Origin of the sequence: Shouchella lonarensis (genome assembly GCF_900096965.1) — a bacterium.
GTDB classification, from domain to species: Bacteria; Bacillota; Bacilli; order Bacillales; family Bacillaceae_D; genus Shouchella; species Shouchella lonarensis.
Window position 1 is genome coordinate 20,173 of sequence record NZ_FMYM01000001.1, and the last position, 21,052, is coordinate 41,224.

Sequence of the window (21,052 nt, forward strand, 5' to 3'; positions counted from 1 at the left end):
TTGATTCAGGGATACCTTGGGGCGTGTATCGCCTTCCTTCTGCTAAAAAAGCAATCAAGAACGGCGCAGGTGGAGTGTGTGGTGGGGTTAGAGTTGAAATAATAAAAAGTACGCCCGCGGGCGTACTTTTTATTATTTCTTATCTGTAGTTCCAGTCGCATGGTAGTTTTCCTTGTTTTTTTCTTCCCAGAAGTCGGCGTTTTTAATGCCAAGTTTCTTTGGGTCAAAAGTTGGATCAAGCCCTTGCTTCCTCTGTGCATCATAATCGCGCAATGCTTTCAGTGCAGGACGGGCGAGGAACACAATGGCAATGATGTTCAACCAAACCATAATACCGAGCCCGATGTCACCAAAGAGCCACGCATTTTTTGACTCATTCGTTGTACCGAAATAGACAGCAGCTAGAAGAATGAGTTTCGTAATAAACATGACCCAAGTCACTTTTTTATTACGGAATAAGTACGCAACGTTTGTCTCTGCGATGTAATAGTAGGCCATAATGGTCGTAAAGGCAAAGAAAAGCAAAGCAATCGCGACAAAAGATGTACCAAAACCGGAGAATGAACTGTTAATTGCAGCTTGTGTATACTCTACGCCTGGCTTAGCTACTTCAGGGAGGTTGTGCACGAGCATCTCTTCATTGGGCGCTTGTGTATTGAACATCCCCGTAAATAAAATCATAAATGCCGTGGCTGAGCAAACGAGCAATGTATCAATGTACACAGAAGCAGATTGCACGAGGCCTTGTTTTACTGGGTGTGACACTTCAGCTGCCGCAGCGGTGTGTGGACCTGACCCTTGCCCAGCTTCGTTCGAATAAACACCACGTTTGACCCCCCATGCGATGGCGCTACCGAACATGCCACCGAAAACAGAGTCAACGCCAAAAGCACTGCGTATAATAAGCATGAACGTCTCTGGTACCGCAGTGATATTTAAAGCGATAATAATGCCTGCCATAATCATGTAGCCAAGTGCCATAAACGGGACAACATAAGAAGAAAAAGCAGCAATACGTTTGACCCCGCCGAAAATAATGAGGGCGAGACATGCAATAATAAAGAGTCCCGTTGCCCACGCTGGAATTGAGAATGCATGTTTCATTGCAGCACCAATGGCGTTCGATTGTGCACCAGGCATGAACAGCGCCATTGCGAGTAGCGCGGCAATTGCAAACAAGACGGCAAACCATTTGATGCCAAGTCCTTTTTCAATGTAGTAGGCAGGTCCACCCCGGTATTCTCCACCTAACTTTGTTTTATAAATTTGTCCCAATGTGGATTCAATAAAAGCACTGGAGGCCCCTAACAGGGCAATTGTCCACATCCAAAAGACGGCGCCAGGACCACCATAAAAGATCGCGGTGGCGACCCCGGCAATATTCCCGGTTCCAACGCGAATGGACAGTGACATCGATAATGCTTGGAAAGAGGAAATTCCTGCATCAGAACTTTTCCCACTAAACATTAATTTGAACATTTCTTTAATATGTCTTATTTGTACAAAGCGAGTGAGTAGCGTAAAGATGAGTCCAACGGCAAGTAGAATGTAAACGATGGGACCTTCCCATAAGAGATGATTCAATTTGTTTGCCATTTCCATGGTAAAACTTTGTAACGTTTCCCATAATTCGAGCATATTCCTCTCCTCCTTTTCGTGTAGATTTGTTTTTGGGTATACATAGGCTATTTTAATTTTATTTGTAAGTTTTAAAATGAGCAATGGTACATTTAGCCTATATTTTTGGGAGTAAAAGGGATTATAAATAGGGAATGGCCTGCAGTGACTTGAAAAATTGGATGTAAAAAGAGATTGAAAGCAGTAATTACTGTCGAACTGTGCTAAGATAGTGTTCCAGAGGATCGCAACGCACGTTTGAATTCTCTTGGTATATGATGTCTAGCGACTACTTCTGTATTCTGGAAAAGGATGGAGAACATAATGACGGATTCCAACTTAATACAAAAAACAAAAATATTAACCGCAGCGACACTCATTTCAAAAATCATTGGTTTCCTTTATGTGGTACCGTTAACGGCAATGGTATCAACAGATGGAATGGGTTTGTATTCGGAAGGATATCAACCGTATCAAGTGTTATTGAGCTTAGCAACACTAGGTGTGCCGCTCGCGATGTCGAAGTTCGTATCTAAGTACCATACGTTAGGTGATTACGAGACAGCGCACCGTTTGTTTCGATCGGGTATTATTTTTATGCTTGTTACAGGCATTATTGGCTTTTTATTATTATTTTCGGCTGCGCCGATTTTAGCAGAAATATTTTTATCCCTAGGTGATAAGAAAAGTGTTTATACTGTAGGCGATACAACGCTCGTCATTCGAATGGTTAGTGTCGCTCTCATCATTGTTCCGGCAATGGCCATTATTCGAGGGTATTTCCAAGGGTTCGGTCAAATGGTGCCGACGGCTATTTCTCAAGTGATTGAGCAGCTTGTACGTGTGTCATTTATTTTAGCGATCGTTTTCTATATTATGAAAACAAGTGGTGATGTCGTACTTGCCGTCGGGTTTGCAACGTTTGGCGCATTTATTGGCGCAATTGGCGGAGGGTTCGTGTTAATTTGGTATTACATGAAAGAAAGACCGACAATAGCGCATAAAGTTTCAACCAGTGCAGTTCGTCATCGATTGCCACTCGTTGGCATGTATAAGGAAATTATTCGCTATGCGTTGCCAATTTCTTTTGTGGGGCTATCTATCCCATTGTTCCAGTTGATTGATGTTGCGACGATTGAAAATGCACTCGGCAGTGGTGCAGGTAAAGAGTACAAAGGAATTTTGGTTATGATGGTACATAAGCTTGTCCTCATTCCAATGGCGCTCGCAACCGCGTTGTCTATTACCCTTGTGCCTACCATTACGCAGGCGTATACCTCTGGGGAAAAGACACTGCTGCAGCGAAATGTGTTCCAATCTTATCAAATGATCTTGTTCATTTGTATTCCAGCCGCATTTGGTTTGGTTGTTTTAGCAGAGCCTATTTATGGTGCTATTTATGGCGTAAAAGAACAATTCCACATCGGCGTTGAGACACTCATGTTGTACGGACCGATCACATTAATTTTTTCTCTTTATGCAGTGACAGGCGCGATTTTACAAGGGTTGAATCGGCAAAAGTATGCGATGATTTCACTTGCTATTGGTCTTCTGGCAAAAGTCATTCTCGCGTTTCCACTCTTATGGTTACTTGGACGTACGGGTGCAATTTGGACAAGTTATATTGGCTTTGGTCTTGCGTTGGCGATGAACGTGTGGGCAATAGGGAAATTTGCTCAGTTTCGTTATAATGTCTTATTGAAAAGAGCGCTACTCATATTCATGATATCATTAATTATGACAGCGGCGACGTGGATCATTAGTCGTGGGTTGATGGTATGGCTACCAATTGATTCTCGTTTAAGTGGTGTCATTGTGACAGCAATCTCTATTTCAAGTGCGATTGTTTGTTACTTTTTCTTGACCGTGCGCGTGCATTTGGCTGGGGAAGTGTTAGGGGAACGGTTCCGCTTTCTCAATCGGAGAGGGTATTGAGAAGAGCTCGTTCATTAATTTCCTGGGAAATTAGACAATCTTAGACATTTGTTTAAGAGAAAATCTCTTTATGTATGGGCTTTGCTTTTGGTATAATAGAGCCAGTTTAAAAATGTAGTGATAAAATGACGGTGGATGAGTGAACGTCCGGTAAATAAGGGAGGGAACCGATTGGCAGATCAGGTGACAAAAGCGACACGTGGACGGAATGATTGGGTGTTAATTGGTACAACGCTTGGTTTGACAATATTTGGTTTGCTCATGGTGTATAGTTCTAGTTATGTTGAAGGGTTTTTGCTGGAACCAGAGAACCCAACATATTACTTAACACGGCAACTGATTTGGTTTGCGCTCGCTATTCCTATTCTCGTGTTTATGATGTACTTTCGGTACGAGCATTATCAGAAAATGACCCCCGTCTTGCTCGGTGTTTCAATTGTGTTATTGCTGCTTGTTGTACTTATTGGAACGGGTCGAGAGACGACAGGCGCCGACCGCTGGATTCGAATGGGCTCCTTAAACATGCAGCCATCGGAGTTTGTTAAAGTGGCAATGGCCATTTATTTAGCACATGTTTATTCGCGCAAACAAGCATACATTGCACATTTTAAAACAGGGGTCTTGCCACCACTCGTTGTCGTAGGTGTCATTTTCTCATTAATTATGTTGCAGCCAGATTTAGGGACAGGCACATTAATTATGTTAACAGCGATTATGCTTGTCTTTTTTTCTGGGGCGAAATGGCGCCATTTGTTTGGATTAGCGGCAGTGGGTATTGTTGGGTTTCTCGTCTTAGCGTTGCTCAGGCCATATCGGATCGCGCGCTTGACATCATTTTTAGACCCTTTTGCGGATGCAACAAACAGCGGTTTTCAATTAATTAACGGTTATTTAGCGATTGCTAATGGCGGCGTGACAGGTATGGGAATTGGACAAAGCTTACAAAAGATGCGGCATTTGCCTGAAGCACATACTGATTTCATTTTAGCTGTGATTTCCGAAGAGCTTGGTTTTCTTGGTGTCCTAATTGTGTTAATTGGTTATGGCATCATTTTATTTCGCGGTGTTGCAATTGGGACAAAATGCAAAAATCCATTTGGAAGTTTGCTTGCATTTGCGATTGTGTTTCAAATGGCAGCGCAAGTCGTTTTTAATGTGGGGGCAGTAACAGGATTGCTACCGATTACAGGGATGACACTACCGCTTATTTCTTATGGGGGAACGTCATTATTAGTGACATTCATTTCAATTGGAATTTTGGCAAGCATTCACCGTCATAATGGACGACAAGTGCTATAAAGATCAGTACAACAAGTATAATCTCGGAAAATATAGGTTTGAAATGAAGATTTAACAACCCCGGATGACTACACACTTGTTTGTGATAGGCAAACTAGGGGACCTCGAAACAAAAGTGACCGGAGAAAGTGGGATTTGATGGAAAAGAGACAATCTCAAATTGATTATACATTGTTATTTTTGTTGTTCTTACTTATGTGTATTAGTTTTATTGCCATTTATAGTGGCTCAGGTCAATACTATCCGGATGATCCAACATTTTTCTTGAAGCGACAAGTTGTTTGGTATGTCGTTGGGATCATGGTGATGGTTGCTGTTATGGTCATTGATTTTGATTACTTCAAGTATCTTTCAATTCCAGCCTACGGATTTGGGATGTTGTTGCTTATTTTAGTACCGATTTTGGGAAAGGAAGAGAATGGTGCGAAAAGATGGCTGTTTGGAGTCCAGCCATCTGAGTTTATGAAAATATTTCTTGTGCTTGCGTTGGCACACTTACTCTATAAAATCGTGACGAAGGAGCGTTATCGTTCTGTTAGGGAGGATATATGGCTGTTAATAAAAATAGCGGCCCTTAGTGTACCTCCATTTTTACTTATTTTGACGCAGCCGGATTTAGGCACTTCCCTTGTTATTGTTGCTATAGTAGGGACGATGGTGCTGGTGTCAGGTGTGCGTTGGCGCTTATTGTTTGCACTTGCAGGTGCAGCGGTAGCAGGGCTTGCGTTGTTAGTGTACCTACATGAGGCTCACTTTGAAATATTTAAACTGATCGTTAAAGATCATCAACTACAGCGTATTTATGGTTGGCTCGATCCAATGGGGAACACAGGTGGTTTTGGTTATCAGCTGTATCAGGCGATGCTTGGGATTGGTTCAGGACAATTATCTGGGATGGGCCTTTTTGAAGGTGTGCAGACGCAAGGACATGCGGTCCCTGAAATTCATACCGATTTTATTTTTACAGTTATTGGTGAAGAGTCTGGTTTTCTTGGAGCCATGATACTTTTGTTTGTATATTTCTTGTTGTTCTATCGGATGATCACGATTGCGATGAATTGTAATAATTTGTATGGAACATATTTGGTTGCAGGAATCGTCGGACTGCTTGTGTTTCAAGTGTTTCAAAATGTGGCGATGACAATTGGCTTAATGCCAATTACCGGTCTTGCTCTTCCTTTTATTAGTTACGGTGGAAGCGCCCTTCTAACAAATATGGTTGCAATTGGGATTGTCATGAACGTTCGTTATCGTACGAAAGACTATATGTTTAGAAGTGAGGAAGGGGACGGCGTCTAAATAGGAGAAGAGAGAGGGAGACAGGCAATGAGACTGGATAAACTATTGTCTGAGAGCGGATATGGCTCAAGGAAAGATGTGAAAAAGGTGCTTAAGAAAGGGAGGATCACTGTAGATGGTCATGTGGTAAAAGATGGGAAGGTGAAGGTTGACCCATCTAGGCAGACCATTTTCAATGGAAATACGTGTGTGAAATACCAGCAACATGTATATTTAATGTTAAATAAACCGTCTGGTGTCATCTCAGCGACCGAAGATCCTAAACAGCAAACAGTTATTGACCTAATTGCAGCCGAGTGGGGACATAAGAAAATGTTCCCAATTGGACGATTAGATAAAGATACAACGGGTTTATTGCTACTCACAACAGACGGGACGTATGCACATGCACTCATGGCACCTAAAAGGCATGTAGCAAAACGTTATCGGGCGGTGATAGCGGGAGAAGTTGGTGAGAACGAGCGGAAACAGTTTGCAGAAGGAATATTGCTTGGAGATGGGTATATGACACGTCCGTCATCTTTATCTATCATCGAGTCGGGTCCGAAATCGGTCATAGAATTGGTGTTGACAGAAGGGAAGTTTCATCAAGTAAAGCGAATGTTTGCGGCCTGTGGAAAACAAGTCATCGCGCTTGAGCGGACACATATCGGTGAACTTGCGCTTGATCTAGCACTTGCCAGTGGCGCATATCGTGAGTTGACTGAGGAAGAGAAACATCTTGCTGTTTCAAGTGCGAAGACATAAAAAAGCAACGGTTATCGTAAGATGTCGTCACCGTTGCAATGTTATGTGATATTAAGATGCGTTTGTTTTTTTGTTCGTAACTTGCCATTTACCACGGGCGGCACTTGTGACAAGACCATTGTATTCGAGCACATTTAAGTCTCGTTGGATGGTGCGCTGGGTGATACCGAATTCTTCAACCAAATCACTCGTCGTCACGGTTCCCTCCTGTTTCATGTACAAGTAGATGGACTTAATGCGAGTCAACATACGATCAGTTGAAGTTTTCAAAAAACCACTCCTTCTTCGTCTTTGTCTTCGCTATGTGCCAAAGCTTATGAAGGCACCTATGGAGAGTATATCACATTGTAAGGTGAAACGTAAGGACAAATTTGTGTAAAATTGTGTACAAAGACGGAACGGATTTAGCTTATCGTGTTGCAGACTTTCTCACTTGCCGTTATAATTAAGGATACTGAATGAATGGTAGTCATTTTTGGAGATAGATTGAGGCACGGACTATAGAAGGGGGGATCAGGTATGAATCAATGCGAATTCCGGGCACGGGATCACATGGTTGCAACTGACTATCATTGGCGTGTGCGAAAAGTGTTCAACTGGTGTGGTGGCATAGAGTATATGATTGAGTTGCTAGGCAGAGAAGAATGTATCGGTTTTGGCAACACGATGCGAGAAGCCCGACGTGACTTAGAAGAAGCGATGGGTCTATATGAGTTACGCAATGGGACAGCATCCTTGCCAGAGGTAGCGAAACAGGCGCAAATTATTGTGCTCGAACCATCAATGACGCTTGAAGAAATGTCAAATGTGAACGAGAATTTGCTGCAATTTAAGGAAATGTAAGCGACCATTTTCTATGAAAAAAGCGTGTCGAAAGATACAAAACAAATTACGATCATGTTTTTTATATACACGTAAGAACGAGGGCGCCATGGTAGATGCCGAAGCTTTGGTGCGCCATTTTTCATGAGGATTTTATATTTTTATACATAGGAAGCAGCGAACAAGCACAAAGAAGATGTAAAGGAAATTGAGGGTGAATTGGGTGGAACTGTTTTTAGGAGAAGGCTGGGATGTTTTTCCTGCGGGTGGCGCGACGGGTGAAGCATATGTGGCGAAGTGCGGAGATTACCAGTTATTCATAAAGCGAAATTCATCCCCTTTTCTTGCGGTCCTATCAGCGGAGGGGATAGTGCCAAAGCTACTCTGGACGAAACGACTGGAAAGTGGCGATGTCATCACTGCACAACGGTGGATTCAAGGGAGAAAGTTAAAGGCGCAAGAAATGATGGGTAGTCGAACGGCGCGTCTGCTTGGTCATATTCATAGGTCAAAAGAATTGTTGGATTTATGCCAACGTATGGGCAACCAGCCGCTTACTCCAGAAATAATGATAAGAAATTTACGTGAACAACTGCAGTCTCAGCCTAGACGAGACGTGGTTCTTTCACGTGCCCTTACTTTCTTAACGAGAACGGTTACGGAGGTCACATCAAAATCGTATGCTGTTTGTCATGGTGATATTAATCATAATAATTGGTTATGCGATGAAGAAGACAATTTATATTTAATTGACTGGGACGGAACAACGGTCGCAGATCCAGCGCTCGATTTGGGTTTAATGCTCTATACGTACATTCCTCAGTCCAAGTGGAGAGCATGGCTTGCGGATTATGGGGTGACATTGGATGCATCGTTACATGTACGTATGCATTGGTATGTTGTGGCACATACAGTGTCTGAAGTGTTATGGCATACATGTCGTGCACAACATATAGATGCAAGTAAGTTACGGGAAAAACTCACAACATTGTTAGTGTGAAGTCGTGCAGTCAACTGTATTCTGTGTTGTCTAATGTTGAGAGCCATTGTTGCACAGCAGTATCTTCGACGTTTTCGCTTCCGGTTGTGCTTGCAATTGTTTGCAATGTTTGTGATAAAGAGGAATTGAGTGTTGGCTCGTGCATAAGTATGGTTGCAAGTTGTTGTAATTGTATTTGCTCATTTGCGGTAAAATACTGTTCACTTTGCCGGTTTTGTAACAGGTCACGTAGTAAACCGAGTTTTTGTTCGACTGATATAGGCATGTAGCACCTCCTGTTTTACAATAGTGTTTTGTCATTTAAGCATTTTTATACCCACCCGTATGTAGACCAATGGTTTCCGTCTAGTCAGACCTGTTCTACATGCGGTTATAAAGGCGGCAAGAAGTCACTTGACGTTCGAATGTGGACTTGCCAGGTATGTCACGCGCACCATGATAGCGATATCAATGCGAGCATAAATATTTTAAATGAAGGACTACGCTTACAGACCTTATCCTAATCACTAAAATATGAGAACCGTAGGGACTACGGGGATAGCTTGGTAAATAAGAGAAACCGCTGTTAGTAAAGACATACGCAAACAAGTATGCTCTGTTCCCAAGAATCTCCCACTTCAAACACCCGTAGGGGTGTTAAGTGGTGAGTAGTTCAAAAGAGAAGGAGTGTGTAACGATGCGATTAAGACATAAACCATGGGCGCGAGAGACCTTAGCTGCTCATCCGGATATCGTGGTCGCGCAGCCAGAACGATATAGAGGAAAGTGGCACATGGCTTTTGATAAATCACAACCACTTTACGTTGAAGTTGGTACCGGAAAAGGAAAATTTTTAACGGAAATGGCGCAAAAGTACCCGGACATTCATTTTATTGGGATTGAAAAATATGAAAGTGTATTGCTGACAGCGTTGGAGCGTGTAAAAAAAGCGGGTATTTCTAATGTGAGATTGCTTGCACAAGATGTGGCGAAGCTCGATCATTTTTTTGCTGAGGATGAGCTGGATCGTCTGTTTATTAATTTCACTGATCCATGGCCAAAAAATCGTCATGAGCGTCGGCGTTTGACATATCAATCCTTTTTGATGCAATATCAATATGTACTAAATCCTGATGGAGAGGTACATTTTAAAACCGACAACCGGGGATTGTTTGAGTATTCATTACAAAGCATGTCAACATACGGGATGGCTTTCCACGATGTAAGTCTTGACTTGCATAAAAGCGGATTGGAAGGGAATGTCATGACTGAATATGAAGAGCGGTTTGTGCAGAAGGGGTTACCCATTTATCGGTTAGAAGCTCGTTTTACACGCGGTAAAGTTGGGGCTCTCTATAAAGATTATAAAAATTGACCTTTAGGGTAGCTTTTTCCTGTTTCAAGTAAAAATTACAAAATAACTGATCTGGTGTCAAGGCATGGATCAGTTATTTTGTGTTTCAGCGGTTTTTGGGAGCAACCTGGTTTATTAAGTATCGGTCTTATGAAACTTGCTCAAATTCTAGCAAAGCACCATTTTCTCTGTCTGCTAAGAACTCGTAATGTATTGGCCCGTCAACAGTTGCTTTTGTGATGCCGCCGCGGTAAACATCATATGTAAGTCCGGACCGCTCGACTGTTTCGGGTTCCATTTGAATCCAAGAATCACTCACGATGCAATCTTTTTTTGCGCGTGCTTTCACTTTTTTTAGAATTTGTTCAGGTGATAAGGACGTTTTCTTACACGCTTTGGCAGTGATGTAACCAAGAAGAATACCAACACTTAATCCAAGAGAAAAATGTTTCATCCCCTCATCCTTTCGTTAATAACAATGTGATATGACTAGTATAACGTAAAATGATTGGAGACGCTATGTGAAAAACTTTTAGGTGGCGCGCTTCTTGTTTTTTCGTTAAAATGAAAGGGGATGTGTTGCTAGCAGTGCCAAATCAATCAATGTCATATATATAATAGTTAATGGGGTGTAAAGATGAATGAACAAACAAAAGCGTTATTTAAAACGCTTACAGAATTGCCAGGACCTTCGGGGTTTGAGCATGACGTCCGGGCATTTGTACGAAAAGAAATCTTAAAACATACGAATGAAGTGATGCAGGACAAACTAGGCGGGATCTTTGGCGTACTTCGTGGCGATCCTTCGGGTCCAAAGGTAATGGTCGCTGGCCACATGGATGAGGTTGGCTTCATGGTCACAAAGATCAATGAACAAGGGTTGGTCAAATTCCAAACACTTGGCGGTTGGTGGTCGCAAGTGCTCCTTGCGCAGCGTGTGCAAATTATGACGGATAACGGACCTGTCATCGGTGTCATTGGCTCGACCCCGCCACATTTGTTACAAGAGTCACAGCGTTCAAAGCCGATGCCGATAGAAGAAATGTACATAGATGTCGGGGCCGATGATAAAGGTAATTGTATCGCGCTAGGCATTAAACAGGGACAAGCGATTGTGCCAGAGTGCCCATTTACACCAATGGCGAATGAAAAGAAAATTCTTGCCAAGGCATGGGATAACCGCTATGGTGTAGGTCTAGCGCTTGAATTATTGGCGCATTTAAAAGACACGCAGTTACCAAATACTGTCTTCGCTGGTGCGACTGTACAAGAGGAAGTTGGTTTACGTGGGGCGGCGACAGCGAGCAATCTGATTGAACCAGATCTTTGCTACGTATTAGATGCAAGCCCGGCAAATGATGCGACCGGTGGAAAAGATGCATTTGGTCATTTAGGAAAAGGGGCTCTCGTCCGTATTTTCGACCGGACGATGATTACGCATAAAGGGATGCGCGATTTCGTCTTAGATACAGCAGAAACGCATAATATCCCTTATCAATTTTTCTTGTCTCCAGGTGGGACAGATGCTGGGCGGATTCATACGTCAGGGGCAGGGGTACCATCGGTGGTCGTTGGGGTTTGTGCGCGTTACATTCATACATCTTCTTCAATTTTACATGTTGATGATTATGCTGCTGCAAAGGAATTGTTGATTAAACTTGTGCAAACATCCGATCGTGCAATGTTTGAAGCCATTTCATCGTTTTCCTAAGTGAAAAAAGTCTCATGGGTTAAGGTGTTGATTTGTTGTGAAAGATTTTCTAAGGCGAAAAGAGGTCAAGCCTTCTTTACACTTGTATTTCATTGAGGCAATGGGGAAAATGACTTTCGGTTTGTTTGCGACACTCATTATTGGTTTAATGATCCGGACATTTGGTGAACAAAGCGGTTTTGATGTGCTGATTGAAATTGGCCAGTTTTCGATGGATTTGTATGGTGCGGCAATCGGCGCGGCAGTGGCGTTGGCATTGCGGGCTCCGACGTTTGTATTGTTGTCGGCAATTGTGTGTGGCGCTGCTGGTGCGATGTACGGAGGACCTGCGGGCAGTTTATTTGCTGCAATTGCAGGTGTAGAAGTAGGCAAACTTGTAAGTGGTGAGACAAAACTCGATATTTTAGTGACACCAATTGTCACGATTTTTAGCGGCTTTCTCGTCGCCGCAACTGTCGGACGACTTGTCTCATATATGATGACATCACTTGGAACAGCGATCATGTGGGCGGCAGAGCAGCAGCCACTTTTTATGAGTATCATTGTTGCGGCATTAATGGGGTTGGCGTTAACTGCGCCGATTTCCAGTGCGGCGATTGCGCTAATGCTGGATCTAGAAGGCAGTGTCGCAGCGGCAGCGGCAATTGGTTGCGCTGGACAAATGATTGGTTTTGCCATTGCGAGCTTTCGCGATAATCGTTGGTCGGGGCTTGTTTCACTTGGATTAGGGACGTCGATGTTACAAATGCCAAATATTATTCGAAATCCGCGCATTTTAATTGCGCCAGTCGTTGCTGGTATGATCAGCGCACCCATTGGCACATTGGGATTCGGATTAGTGAACAATGCAGCTGGCGCTGGCATGGGGACAAGCGGTTTTGTTGGTCCGTTAATGACATTTGCAGAAATGGGTTTCTCGTGGGCGACATTTATGCCAGTGATGTTGTGCTATGTGTTGATTCCGGCGGTTGTAAGTGGGTTGACGACGATGTGGCTCAAACATCGTGGTCATGTTCAACTGGGAGATATGAAAATATCCGTTTAATAAGATGAATGCAAAGTTCCATGGATCATCAGGCCCATGGGACTTTTTGTGCTTCTCACTTTGGTTTCAGGCGCATTCGTGATACACTAACAGGATAGAGATGGAAAAGGGATGACGATATGGATTTGCAAGCACTCAGACATAAAATTATTAGTACATTAGAGAGAGATGACTGGACTTTCTCTTATGATCATAAAGAAGCGACGTTACGGATAGAAGACACGACGTCGAAAAAAGGTGTCACGCTGTCTTTAAAACCACTTTTAGCGAAGTGGGAAAGAAAAGAATACGCAGCACTTGATGAAGCAATTCGTTACGTTCGTGTTGGACTTCAGGCAATGGTGGAGAAGGTGACACTGATTGAAAATGAGAAGCATATTTTTCCTGTCATTCGTGCTGCATCTTTTCCAACAGAGACAAAGGATGGAAAGAAATTAGTGACTGCGCCTCATACAGCAGAAACACAAATCTTTTATGCGCTTGATTGCGGTCAAACGTATACCCTTATAGATGAAGACCAGTTGAAGGAAAGCGAATTGAGCGCCGCTGCATTGAAGGAGATGGCTTTATTCAATGTGCGTACATTGCCGCAACCAGTGCGAGAAGACCGTGTAGCTGGCAATACATTTTACTTCTTATCAGCAAATGACGGTTATGATGCGAGCCGGATTTTAGACCAGTCATTCGTGCAAAAGATGACCGAGCAAGTAGAAGGGGAATTGGCAGTAGCTATACCACATCAAGATGCGCTCATTTTCGCCGATATAAAAAATGACACCGGGTATGACGTGTTAGCGCAAATGACGTTACAATTTTTCATGCAGGGCCGTGTACCGGTAACTGCATTGCCATTCATGGTCACTGCTGGCGAACTCGAACCAGTTTTTATTATGGCGCGAAAGAAGCAGTAAAAAATGAACCTGGTAACAACAAGGGGTCTTTTTTTGTTTCGGATGAGGAGGAAGATGAATGGCGATTTGGGACAAGTGGTTGCATTGGCTAAAGAGCTTAAAAGAAGACGAAAAAAAGGTTGAAGAAGTTTCGATTAAACGTACGCAAAGAGTGGAACTGGAAGAAGCACGAATGACATATCATTATGCGCGTTCGGATGTAAAACGGACATCGGCAACGGTTAGAAGTGAAGTAGGGAACGATGAAATGCCTAAACGATCAGCCGTTTCTTTAGAAAAGAATAAAGATTGGTTTCAAGGTCATTTTGTGCCATCAGACAGCCCCTCGCCAATTCACGGATTGCAAAAAAAAATTAAAACAACGACACACGAAACAACATCTCTTTTGAAAGAACGAGAAAAGCATGTGGATAAACGACAGCATGAAAGTGTGCATACGGCTAATCTCGAACAACAGGTGAAAGATACGTTTTATGAGAGGAACGCAGTTGATGTTACGCTAAGTGAGAGTGCAACATCTGTAGAGGCGCCTTCCCCTGTACACCCCCCTCATCAAACGCTTTCTTCACCTAATGAGCATGAATTGCGTGGTCAAAAGCGGAATCAAGAAAAAGAAGTATGTACAGAAAAAAATGTGTCGAATAAGACTGAAAGGAAACGAGACACTGAACGGCATGACCGACAGAAGATGATACATGCAAGCGAGCGTGTGAAAAAAGAGTCTTCAAAAGAAAAATCGTTGAAGATCCCTTATAATGTGTTGATGCTTCCAGAAGACCGCCGTCAACAAGCGGACACATATGATGCGCCGCCTATGCATTTATTGCATGTCCCGTCTCAACGTGTAGAAGAGAATCCAGATGAGATCAACGAACAAGCCGTGTTGTTAGAGGAGACTTTAACGAGTTTTCATGTTGATGCAAAAGTGGTTGCGAGTACAAAAGGACCGGCTGTGACGCGTTTTGATGTCCAACCCGCAAAAGGTGTGAAAGTCAATAAAGTTACGAATTTAATTGATGACATGAAACTGGCGCTAGCGGCACAAGATATTCGTATTGAAGCGCCAATTCCCGGTAAAAATGCCATTGGTATCGAAGTGCCGAATCGTGTTTCTGCCCCGGTCATGTTGCGGGAAATTTTACGGCAGGGTGTGTTTAGACAAGCAACCTCACCACTTTCGGTAGCGCTTGGTTTAGACATTGCTGGTCAACCTGTAGTCACAGACTTATGCAACATGCCACATGGTTTGGTAGCGGGAGCAACTGGATCTGGAAAAAGTGTATGCATTAATTCTGTACTAATTAGTTTACTTTACAAGGCATCACCAAAAGATGTGAAGTTGTTACTCATCGATCCAAAAATGGTTGAGCTTTCTCCTTATCAAGATATTCCTCATTTACTTGCCCCTGTATTGACCGATCCAAAACATGCCACGACGGCATTGAAATGGGTTGTACAGGAGATGGAAAGGCGGTACGAGCAATTTCGTGCGGAAGGTGTACGCCATATTGCTGGCTACAATCAAAAACATCCGTCTGCTGTGTTGCCGTACATTCTAGTTGTCATTGATGAGCTGGCTGATTTAATGATGGTCGCACCTCAAGAAGTTGAAGAGGCGATTTGTCGTATCGCGCAAAAGGCACGGGCGTGTGGAATTCACCTTTTACTTGCGACGCAACGTCCATCCGTTGATGTGATTACAGGGTTAATTAAAGCGAACATCCCCACTCGGATTGCCTTTGCAGTGGCCTCCCAAACTGATTCACGCACAATCCTTGATATGGGCGGTGCGGAACGTTTACTTGGGAAAGGGGATATGCTTTTCCATGAAAATGGTCAAGCAAAGCCAGTCCGTGTGCAAGGAACATTTGTTTCTGATGAAGAAATTGCCGCGGTGGTGTCGCATGTAAAGCGCCACGGAAAGCCACAATATATGCTAGATACATCATCGATCGCAAAAGCTCAAGCAAGTAGTGAAGAAGAACAAACAGACCCTTTATTTTCTGAAGTGGCTCATTTTGTTGTGTCGCATGGGAACACGTCTGCTTCTAGTATTCAACGTCGCTTTCGTGTCGGTTATAATCGGGCTGCGCGCTTGGTTGAGATGCTGGAAATGCGAGGGATTGTGTCAGAAGCGATGGGCAGTAAACCACGCACAGTGCTGATCACAGAGGAGCAATTACACGAAGAGTTAGGAGAGGACTTTCATAAGAATAACAAGGTGTAACTTCCATGTTATTGGTTGCGACTTGAGAAAAACCGCAAAGTTCTATATGATATGAAAGGGTAAGCGATGTATGCTTGTTAAGAGGAAAGTGTTGGACCTTTTTTTGATTGCTACATATACTACTGTAAAAAGGTACGCGCGGTATATGTCCGTGTAGTGTCCAGCCATCCTAGCAGCATCACAAAGCTTATTTTTAGATGAATACTTTGACTAGTTGTTAAGATTGGAGGCTTCACCTTTGAAAACCTACCATTTCACAGGGATAAAAGGCGCAGGTATGAGTGCATTGGCGCAAATATTGGATGACTTAAACGAGAATGTCCAAGGATCAGATATTGAAAAGACGTTTTTTACGCAAAAACCACTTGAGAAAAAAGGGATTCCTTTGTTACCCTTTTCTAAGGATAATATTAAAACAGGACAGCAAGTTATTTTCTCCGCTGCTTATGGTGAAGATCATGATGAACTCGTACGAGCGCGTGAGTTAAATGTAAAGGCACAAGTTTATCCTCACTTTTTAGGGGAATTTATACAGCAGTTTACAAGTATTGCTGTTACTGGATCGCACGGGAAAACATCTACGACCGGACTATTGTCTCATGTGCTTGGCGCAGTGAAGCCAACATCATTTTTAATTGGAGACGGTACTGGAAAAGGAACAAAGCAATCCACTTATTTTGTATTTGAAGCTTGTGAATATCGACGTCACTTTCTACACTATTCACCTGACTATTGCATCATGACAAACATTGACTTTGATCATCCCGATTATTTTAAGAGCATTGATGATGTCGTATGTGCATTTCAAACAATGGCGATGCAAATAAAAAAAGCGATTGTTGCTTGTGGCGATGATCCACATTTGCTGCAACTACAAGCAAATGTCCCAACGCTCTATTATGGCATCGGTGACGGAAACGATTATCAAGCAAGAAATGTACAAAGCACATCAACAGGAACAACATTTGATGTCTATGTACGTGGTGACTTATATGGTGTGTTTACGATCCCGGGTTATGGTGAGCATAATGTAAGAAATGCGATGGCAGTCATTGCGTTGTGTCATTATGAACAAATATCATACGACGAAATTGTGGCACATTTAATGACATTCTCTGGCGTCAAGCGTCGCTTTAGCGAAAAAAATCACGGATCACAGATTTTGATTGATGATTATGCACATCACCCAACGGAAATCGCAGTAACAATTGATGCTGTAAAGAAGAAATATGCGAACCGTGGAGTGACAGCTATTTTTCAACCGCATACGTATACACGAACCAAAACGTTTTTGCATGAATTTGCCGCAGTGTTAGGTCAAGCAGACCGCGTATATTTATGTGATATTTTCGGGTCAGCGAGGGAGTGTACCGGTTCTCTTTCGATTGAACAATTACAAGAATTAATTAGAGGCGCAGAGTTGTTGGGCGAAGATAACATACAATTATTAAAGAGACACGAAAATGATGTCCTTCTTTTCATGGGAGCAGGAGATATACAAAGATACCAGCAGGCATATGAAAAACTTTCATCATGAGAATAACAGTAGCGCATCGTGCAAATGATTTCTCCTTGTTTTTTTAAACAGGGAGGAAACGATACGCACGATCGCGAAGTATTATAATTAAGGAGATTTGCTCCTTTTTATTTTTTTAGGAAAGCGATTGTTGACCGAGAAGCGTGTAGCAAAAGGGGAGAAGTTAGGTGGAATGGATCTTATATGGAAGCACAGCGGTTGTTGCATTGAGTTTTGCGTTGCTATGCATATATTTAATTCAAGCAACGCGTAAAGCGACAAAAACGCTGGAGCACACATCAGCAACTGTGGAAGCATTAAAACAGCAGCTGGAAGGTGTCTCATCTGAAACGGAGCAGTTATTAAAGAAAACAAATGTGCTTGCTGACGATGTGAAGCGCAAATCTGATGCAATACATCATTTATTTGAGTCAGCGCAAGAGCTCGGTGATGCGGTGAAGACAGTCAATCAGTCTGTTCGGCAAGCATCAGTGACAATTAGTGAGCAAACGAGTAAAAATGCTAAAACAGTTTCACAAGCTGTACAGTGGGGACAAGCTGTTTTAGATTTTTATACAAAGTTGAAAGCACGAAAAGCACAAAAAGAGGCAAAAGAGAAAGGAGAAGGTCAGCATGGGTGAGATGAATACGAAAGATTTTTTGATCGGGACATTAATTGGGGGGATTGTTGGAGCAACGACGGCACTTTTCCTTGCACCGAAGTCTGGAAAAGAGTTGCGTGGGGACCTGACGGAACAAGCGCAATTTGTTAAGGATAAAACGATAAAATTGTCTTCTGATGTACGAGATAAGAGCGGTGCCTGGATTGATGTTGCAAAGGAGAAGTCATCAGCGCTTGCTAAAACAGTATCAGATCAATCGCAACAAGTGGCAGAGATTGTGAAAAACGTCAGTGCTGCAGCGAAGGAATCTGCGCATAAGCAACGTGAGGAAACAGTCAGTCTTGTGAGTGATATGAAAGAAACAGTTGACGATGCAGGGGAAGAGATGGGTGATGTCATGAGAGAGACCGGCGAGAAGGTTGCGCAAGAAGTCGGTGGGAGAGCAAAATAATTTCATAAAAATGAGGAGGGTGTGTCGTCTTATTACGAGATGACATGCCTTTTTTGTGTGGTTATTCACGATTTTGTCATTTAAATACCGTATTTTGGTATCGTGGCGTCCCTTTTCTATCCATTTTGTGATATGATAACGTAAAAACAAGATGTAGGTGACGAATGGATGAATCATGAGCAGCTAGAAGAATTAAGGGAATCGCTGGATCGTGTCAATTTAGCGATTTTGGAACAAATTAATATGCGTGCTGAGATCGTCCAGCAAATTGGGGAAATAAAACGTGCACAAGGCATGACACGATATGATCCTATTCGTGAGCGGGTCATGCTTGATCTTATTGCGACGCACAATCGTGGTCCATTTCCGACAACGACCATGCAACATTTATTTAAACAAATTTTTAAAGCGAGCCTCGATCTGCAAGAGGATGACCATAGTAAGGCATTACTTGTCTCTCGAAAACGGCAGCCAGAAGATACAATGGTTGAAATTAAAGGAGAAAAAATTGGTGACGGGGAACAAAGATTTGTTTTCGGTCCGTGTGCAGTAGAAAGTTATGAGCAAGTATTTGAAGTTGCGAAGGCAATGCGTGCACGTGGCGAACGTCTGCTGCGTGGAGGCGCGTTCAAACCGCGAACGTCACCATATGATTTTCAAGGGCTGGGTGTAGACGGTTTAAAGATTTTAAAACGTGTAGCTGATGAATTGGATATGGCGGTGATTAGTGAGATTGTCACACCTGCACATATGGAGATTGCGTGTGAGTATGTGGACATGATTCAAATTGGTGCCCGCAATATGCAAAACTTTGCTTTATTGAAAGAAGCTGGTGCGATGAAGAAGCCAGTGCTATTGAAACGGGGTTTAGCAGCGACAATCGAAGAATTTATCCACGCAGCAGAGTATATTGTTACGCAAGGAAATGAACAGTTGGTTTTATGTGAACGTGGCATTCGCACGTATGAAAAGGCAACGAGAAATACGTTAGATATTTCAGCTGTATCGATTTTGAAACAAGAGACGCACTTACCTGTGATGGTAGATGTGACCCATTCAGGTGGGCGACGTGATCTCGTGTTGCCACTTGCGAAAGCGGCGCTTGCAATTGGGGCTGATGCGGTGATGGTAGAAGTTCACCCAGATCCAGCGGTGGCACTTTCTGATGCTGCACAGCAGCTAGATATTGCACAGTTCCATCAGTTCTTAGATGCATTAATTGCATCAGGTCTTTATCGTGAGAGAGATACGAATGCTGATGCATGTGATCGCTATGTTTAAAAATAATAGAAGTGGATAAAATAATGCGTAAATAAAAGGCATTCATATTTTGATTGCTACAAACATTTGTTGCCTTATGATAGAATGAATCATTTTTTATGGATATAAGAAGAGTGGACTGATTTTTTAAGAGAAAGTGAGGATAGCGCTGCATGGCAGCATAATGATATGAACCCAACCATTTATGATGTAGCAAGAGAAGCTGGCGTTTCAATGGCCACTGTTTCCCGTGTGGTAAACGGTAACCCGAATGTGAAACCGACAACACGAAAAAAGGTATTAGCAGCAATTGAGCGGTTAGGATACCGGCCAAATGCAGTTGCACGTGGTTTGGCAAGTAAAAAATCAACGACTGTAGGTGTCATTATCCCTGACATTTCCAGCATTTTTTTCGCCGAATTGGCGCGAGGAATTGAAGATATTGCCACGATGTATAAGTACAATATTATTTTATGTAACTCTGATCAAAATAAGGAAAAAGAGATCCATTTGATCAATACATTGCTTGAAAAACAAGTGGATGGCATTGTTTTTATGGGTGGAGAAATTACAGATGAGCACGCAGAACAGTTGCGTCGCTCTCCTGTCCCTGTTGTATTGGCGGCGACAATTGATCCGAAAGAAGAATTTCCTTCCGTGAATATTGATTATAAGCAAGCTGTCAATGACGCCATTTCCTTTTTAACTGAACAGGGGCATAAGCGTATCGGGATGTTAAGTGGACCGTTAGAAGATCCAATTAATGGTTATCAAAAATTTGCAGGTTATCGGGAAGCGCTTGAACAGGCAGGTATTGCCTTTTCTGAGGATCTTGTAATCATTGGTGATTATACGCATGATTCAGGGGTAGAAGCAGTGGGGACATTTATGTCGCTTGCACAACCGCCAACGGCGATCTTTACTTCAAACGATGAAATGGCACTTGGTGTCATTCACGGTGCACAAGATAGCGGTCGCAGCGTGCCAGAAGACTTGGAAGTGGTCGGATTTGATGATACGCGTTTAGCGACAATGGTGCGTCCGACATTATCAACCGTTGTCCAGCCGTTATACGATATTGGCGCAGTGTCCATGCGATTGCTAACAAAGTATATGAACAAAGAAGAGGTAAGTGAGCACACGGTTTGCTTGCCGCATCGGCTAGAAAGCCGAGGTTCTACAAAATCTTTATCTTAAAGTGATCTGTACATACAAATCCTACCCCGAAATTTTTCAGGGTAGGATTTGTGTTGTAG

21 protein-coding genes are annotated in these 21,052 nt (G+C 42.8%); 17 read left to right on the plus strand and 4 right to left on the minus strand.

What is annotated here, in order from left to right:
• Positions 1-132: 132 nt before the first annotated feature.
• Positions 133-1,638 (minus strand): alanine/glycine:cation symporter family protein, encoded by a 1,506-nt coding sequence (locus BLT29_RS00105; RefSeq protein ID WP_437182611.1) that lies wholly within the window; start codon positions 1,636-1,638, stop codon positions 133-135.
• A 303-nt stretch (positions 1,639-1,941) separates the two neighbouring features.
• On the opposite strand from BLT29_RS00105, the gene BLT29_RS00110 reads away from it, so the two are divergent.
• From BLT29_RS00110 to BLT29_RS00125, 4 genes are all read left to right on the plus strand, one after another.
• Positions 1,942-3,552 (plus strand): putative polysaccharide biosynthesis protein, encoded by a 1,611-nt coding sequence (locus tag BLT29_RS00110; RefSeq protein ID WP_090774256.1) that lies wholly within the window; start codon positions 1,942-1,944, stop codon positions 3,550-3,552.
• A 171-nt stretch (positions 3,553-3,723) separates the two neighbouring features.
• Positions 3,724-4,851, plus strand: a complete 1,128-nt coding sequence (gene ftsW / locus BLT29_RS00115) for a putative lipid II flippase FtsW (RefSeq protein ID WP_245700942.1) — start codon at positions 3,724-3,726, stop codon at positions 4,849-4,851.
• A gap of 138 nt (positions 4,852-4,989) precedes the next feature.
• Entirely contained in the window at positions 4,990-6,150 is a 1,161-nt protein-coding gene (gene rodA, locus BLT29_RS00120) for a rod shape-determining protein RodA (protein ID WP_090774260.1), read from the plus strand.
• Positions 6,151-6,177: 27 nt separating this feature from the next.
• The gene (locus tag BLT29_RS00125; RefSeq protein ID WP_090774262.1) at positions 6,178-6,897 is read left to right on the plus strand and encodes a pseudouridine synthase; all 720 of its coding nucleotides are present in this window, start codon (positions 6,178-6,180) and stop codon (positions 6,895-6,897) included.
• Between the two features lie 51 nt (positions 6,898-6,948).
• On the opposite strand, the gene BLT29_RS00130 is transcribed toward BLT29_RS00125, so the two are convergent.
• The gene (locus BLT29_RS00130) at positions 6,949-7,167 is read right to left on the minus strand and encodes a DeoR family transcriptional regulator (protein WP_176763710.1); all 219 of its coding nucleotides are present in this window, start codon (positions 7,165-7,167) and stop codon (positions 6,949-6,951) included.
• A 249-nt stretch (positions 7,168-7,416) separates the two neighbouring features.
• Between BLT29_RS00130 and BLT29_RS00135 the strand changes: the two genes are divergently transcribed.
• Together BLT29_RS00135 and BLT29_RS00140 are read left to right on the plus strand one after the other, a co-directional pair.
• Positions 7,417-7,740 carry a hypothetical protein gene (locus BLT29_RS00135; RefSeq protein WP_090774265.1) on the plus strand — a complete coding sequence of 108 codons (324 nt, stop codon included), beginning with the start codon at positions 7,417-7,419 and terminating at the stop codon, positions 7,738-7,740.
• Positions 7,741-7,942: 202 nt separating this feature from the next.
• Positions 7,943-8,719, plus strand: a complete 777-nt coding sequence (locus tag BLT29_RS00140; RefSeq protein WP_090774266.1) for a phosphotransferase family protein — start codon at positions 7,943-7,945, stop codon at positions 8,717-8,719.
• Positions 8,720-8,729: 10 nt separating this feature from the next.
• Here the strand turns inward: BLT29_RS00140 and BLT29_RS00145 are convergent, their stop codons facing one another.
• The gene (locus tag BLT29_RS00145; RefSeq protein ID WP_090774268.1) at positions 8,730-8,984 is read right to left on the minus strand and encodes a YtzH-like family protein; all 255 of its coding nucleotides are present in this window, start codon (positions 8,982-8,984) and stop codon (positions 8,730-8,732) included.
• A gap of 28 nt (positions 8,985-9,012) precedes the next feature.
• Between BLT29_RS00145 and BLT29_RS00150 the strand changes: the two genes are divergently transcribed.
• Together BLT29_RS00150 and trmB are read left to right on the plus strand one after the other, a co-directional pair.
• Positions 9,013-9,222, plus strand: coding sequence for a zinc ribbon domain-containing protein (locus tag BLT29_RS00150; RefSeq protein ID WP_437182612.1), 210 nt, complete (start codon positions 9,013-9,015; stop codon positions 9,220-9,222).
• Positions 9,223-9,395: 173 nt separating this feature from the next.
• On the plus strand, positions 9,396-10,073 hold the full coding sequence (trmB, locus tag BLT29_RS00155; protein ID WP_090774270.1) for a tRNA (guanosine(46)-N7)-methyltransferase TrmB: 678 nt from the start codon (positions 9,396-9,398) through the stop codon (positions 10,071-10,073).
• Between the two features lie 127 nt (positions 10,074-10,200).
• Here trmB and BLT29_RS00160 read toward each other — a convergent pair whose 3' ends face one another.
• Positions 10,201-10,506: a hypothetical protein gene (locus BLT29_RS00160; RefSeq protein WP_090774272.1), complete on the minus strand. Its 306-nt coding sequence runs from the start codon at positions 10,504-10,506 to the stop codon at positions 10,201-10,203.
• 183 nt (positions 10,507-10,689) lie between these two features.
• Between BLT29_RS00160 and BLT29_RS00165 the strand changes: the two genes are divergently transcribed.
• The 9 genes from BLT29_RS00165 to ccpA all read left to right on the plus strand — a co-directional run bounded on the left by BLT29_RS00165 (position 10,690) and on the right by ccpA (position 20,993).
• On the plus strand, positions 10,690-11,763 hold the full coding sequence (locus BLT29_RS00165; RefSeq protein ID WP_090774273.1) for a M42 family metallopeptidase: 1,074 nt from the start codon (positions 10,690-10,692) through the stop codon (positions 11,761-11,763).
• A 37-nt stretch (positions 11,764-11,800) separates the two neighbouring features.
• Positions 11,801-12,808: a PTS sugar transporter subunit IIC gene (locus BLT29_RS00170; RefSeq protein ID WP_090774275.1), complete on the plus strand. Its 1,008-nt coding sequence runs from the start codon at positions 11,801-11,803 to the stop codon at positions 12,806-12,808.
• A 119-nt stretch (positions 12,809-12,927) separates the two neighbouring features.
• The gene (locus BLT29_RS00175) at positions 12,928-13,719 is read left to right on the plus strand and encodes a DUF1444 domain-containing protein (RefSeq protein WP_090774277.1); all 792 of its coding nucleotides are present in this window, start codon (positions 12,928-12,930) and stop codon (positions 13,717-13,719) included.
• Between the two features lie 58 nt (positions 13,720-13,777).
• On the plus strand, positions 13,778-15,946 hold the full coding sequence (locus tag BLT29_RS00180; RefSeq protein WP_090774279.1) for a DNA translocase FtsK: 2,169 nt from the start codon (positions 13,778-13,780) through the stop codon (positions 15,944-15,946).
• A 238-nt stretch (positions 15,947-16,184) separates the two neighbouring features.
• Positions 16,185-17,483: a UDP-N-acetylmuramate--L-alanine ligase gene (gene murC / locus BLT29_RS00185; protein WP_090774281.1), complete on the plus strand. Its 1,299-nt coding sequence runs from the start codon at positions 16,185-16,187 to the stop codon at positions 17,481-17,483.
• A gap of 167 nt (positions 17,484-17,650) precedes the next feature.
• Positions 17,651-18,103: a DUF948 domain-containing protein gene (locus BLT29_RS00190; protein ID WP_090774283.1), complete on the plus strand. Its 453-nt coding sequence runs from the start codon at positions 17,651-17,653 to the stop codon at positions 18,101-18,103.
• Entirely contained in the window at positions 18,096-18,536 is a 441-nt protein-coding gene (locus tag BLT29_RS00195; RefSeq protein ID WP_090774285.1) for a YtxH domain-containing protein, read from the plus strand. Before BLT29_RS00190 ends, BLT29_RS00195 begins: the two co-directional genes overlap by 8 nt.
• A gap of 168 nt (positions 18,537-18,704) precedes the next feature.
• Positions 18,705-19,817 (plus strand): bifunctional 3-deoxy-7-phosphoheptulonate synthase/chorismate mutase, encoded by a 1,113-nt coding sequence (locus BLT29_RS00200; RefSeq protein ID WP_090774287.1) that lies wholly within the window; start codon positions 18,705-18,707, stop codon positions 19,815-19,817.
• Positions 19,818-19,985: 168 nt separating this feature from the next.
• Positions 19,986-20,993, plus strand: coding sequence for a catabolite control protein A (gene ccpA / locus BLT29_RS00205; protein ID WP_090774289.1), 1,008 nt, complete (start codon positions 19,986-19,988; stop codon positions 20,991-20,993).
• Positions 20,994-21,052 lie beyond the last annotated feature (59 nt).

Coding starts and splice junctions, on each gene's coding strand:
- BLT29_RS00105 (WP_437182611.1), bottom strand. CDS start 1,638: ATGCTCGAATTATGGGAAACGTTACAAAGTTTTACCATGGAAATGGCA.
- BLT29_RS00110 (WP_090774256.1), top strand. CDS start 1,942: ATGACGGATTCCAACTTAATACAAAAAACAAAAATATTAACCGCAGCG.
- rodA (WP_090774260.1), top strand. CDS start 4,990: ATGGAAAAGAGACAATCTCAAATTGATTATACATTGTTATTTTTGTTG.
- BLT29_RS00125 (WP_090774262.1), top strand. CDS start 6,178: ATGAGACTGGATAAACTATTGTCTGAGAGCGGATATGGCTCAAGGAAA.
- BLT29_RS00135 (WP_090774265.1), top strand. CDS start 7,417: ATGAATCAATGCGAATTCCGGGCACGGGATCACATGGTTGCAACTGAC.
- BLT29_RS00145 (WP_090774268.1), bottom strand. CDS start 8,984: ATGCCTATATCAGTCGAACAAAAACTCGGTTTACTACGTGACCTGTTA.
- trmB (WP_090774270.1), top strand. CDS start 9,396: ATGCGATTAAGACATAAACCATGGGCGCGAGAGACCTTAGCTGCTCAT.
- BLT29_RS00160 (WP_090774272.1), bottom strand. CDS start 10,506: ATGAAACATTTTTCTCTTGGATTAAGTGTTGGTATTCTTCTTGGTTAC.
- BLT29_RS00165 (WP_090774273.1), top strand. CDS start 10,690: ATGAATGAACAAACAAAAGCGTTATTTAAAACGCTTACAGAATTGCCA.
- BLT29_RS00175 (WP_090774277.1), top strand. CDS start 12,928: ATGGATTTGCAAGCACTCAGACATAAAATTATTAGTACATTAGAGAGA.
- BLT29_RS00180 (WP_090774279.1), top strand. CDS start 13,778: ATGGCGATTTGGGACAAGTGGTTGCATTGGCTAAAGAGCTTAAAAGAA.
- BLT29_RS00195 (WP_090774285.1), top strand. CDS start 18,096: ATGGGTGAGATGAATACGAAAGATTTTTTGATCGGGACATTAATTGGG.
- BLT29_RS00200 (WP_090774287.1), top strand. CDS start 18,705: ATGAATCATGAGCAGCTAGAAGAATTAAGGGAATCGCTGGATCGTGTC.
- ccpA (WP_090774289.1), top strand. CDS start 19,986: ATGAACCCAACCATTTATGATGTAGCAAGAGAAGCTGGCGTTTCAATG.